The sequence below is a fragment of the Bartonella taylorii 8TBB genome, assembly GCF_902825155.1.
In the GTDB taxonomy this organism is placed as follows: domain Bacteria; phylum Pseudomonadota; class Alphaproteobacteria; order Rhizobiales; family Rhizobiaceae; genus Bartonella; species Bartonella taylorii_A.
The window spans coordinates 1-743 of the sequence record NZ_CADEAG010000047.1 but is presented as its reverse complement, the minus strand read 5'-3'; the positions used below and the strand labels follow the sequence as shown (position 1 = coordinate 743).

1 pseudogene is annotated in these 743 nt (G+C 35.9%); it reads right to left on the bottom strand.

The window, feature by feature from the left end:
• Window positions 1-267: 267 nt before the first annotated feature.
• A pseudogene (locus J7R13_RS08555) lies at window positions 268-582 on the bottom strand (hypothetical protein); the annotation flags it as partial.
• Window positions 583-743: the final 161 nt, after the last annotated feature.

Genomic DNA, 743 nt, shown 5'->3' with positions numbered 1-743 from the left:
AACAATGCGATTTTTGAGTGATAAAAACGTATCATAAAATTTATGAACTGTTATGAATGATAGCTGCTTTTCATTTCATTTGAATAACACATGCGTTATAATATTTGCATCATGATTTTCTTTTTATGCTCTATTCATACATGGTAATCTTATATAAAAAATGGTCAATTTAAACACGCATAAAAAGATGGATTCTTAAGTGGATTCATATAAAATAATTTCACACAACCTATTGACTTTATTAGTTTTTTATGCATAATATGTTATCGAACTCAGATAAACGTTTTTGATTTTAACAGCTCTTTCGATATGGCGGGTAGTGCTTGCATCATAAACACCTTGTCCCGCCCGTGTCGCAATCACCACATCTCGGCTTTCGTTAAAGTAAAAGGTCTCCCGTTCACAAAAACGAATGGCTGCAAAAATACTTTCTTGGATTTGATGAACATACTCATCTGCTATGTCATCAATCTCATCTTGAATGACCGACACAAGGTGCGAAAGTGTTCTCTTATGGCGATAAACATCTCGCTTTACAGGTATCGGTCCTCCGGTCTTAACCCGAATATAATGACGTGTCATCAAAATACCTCTCAGTGATTAGTCACGAATTCAACGACTATACTTGCTTGCCCAGCTTGTACTGTTTTGTCCGCTTTGGCATAGAGAGTAAGTTCTTCATCATAAGGGATAAACTCCTTCTGATTGGTGGGCTTAACCTCTTTTACTGCCTGTTGTTTGAT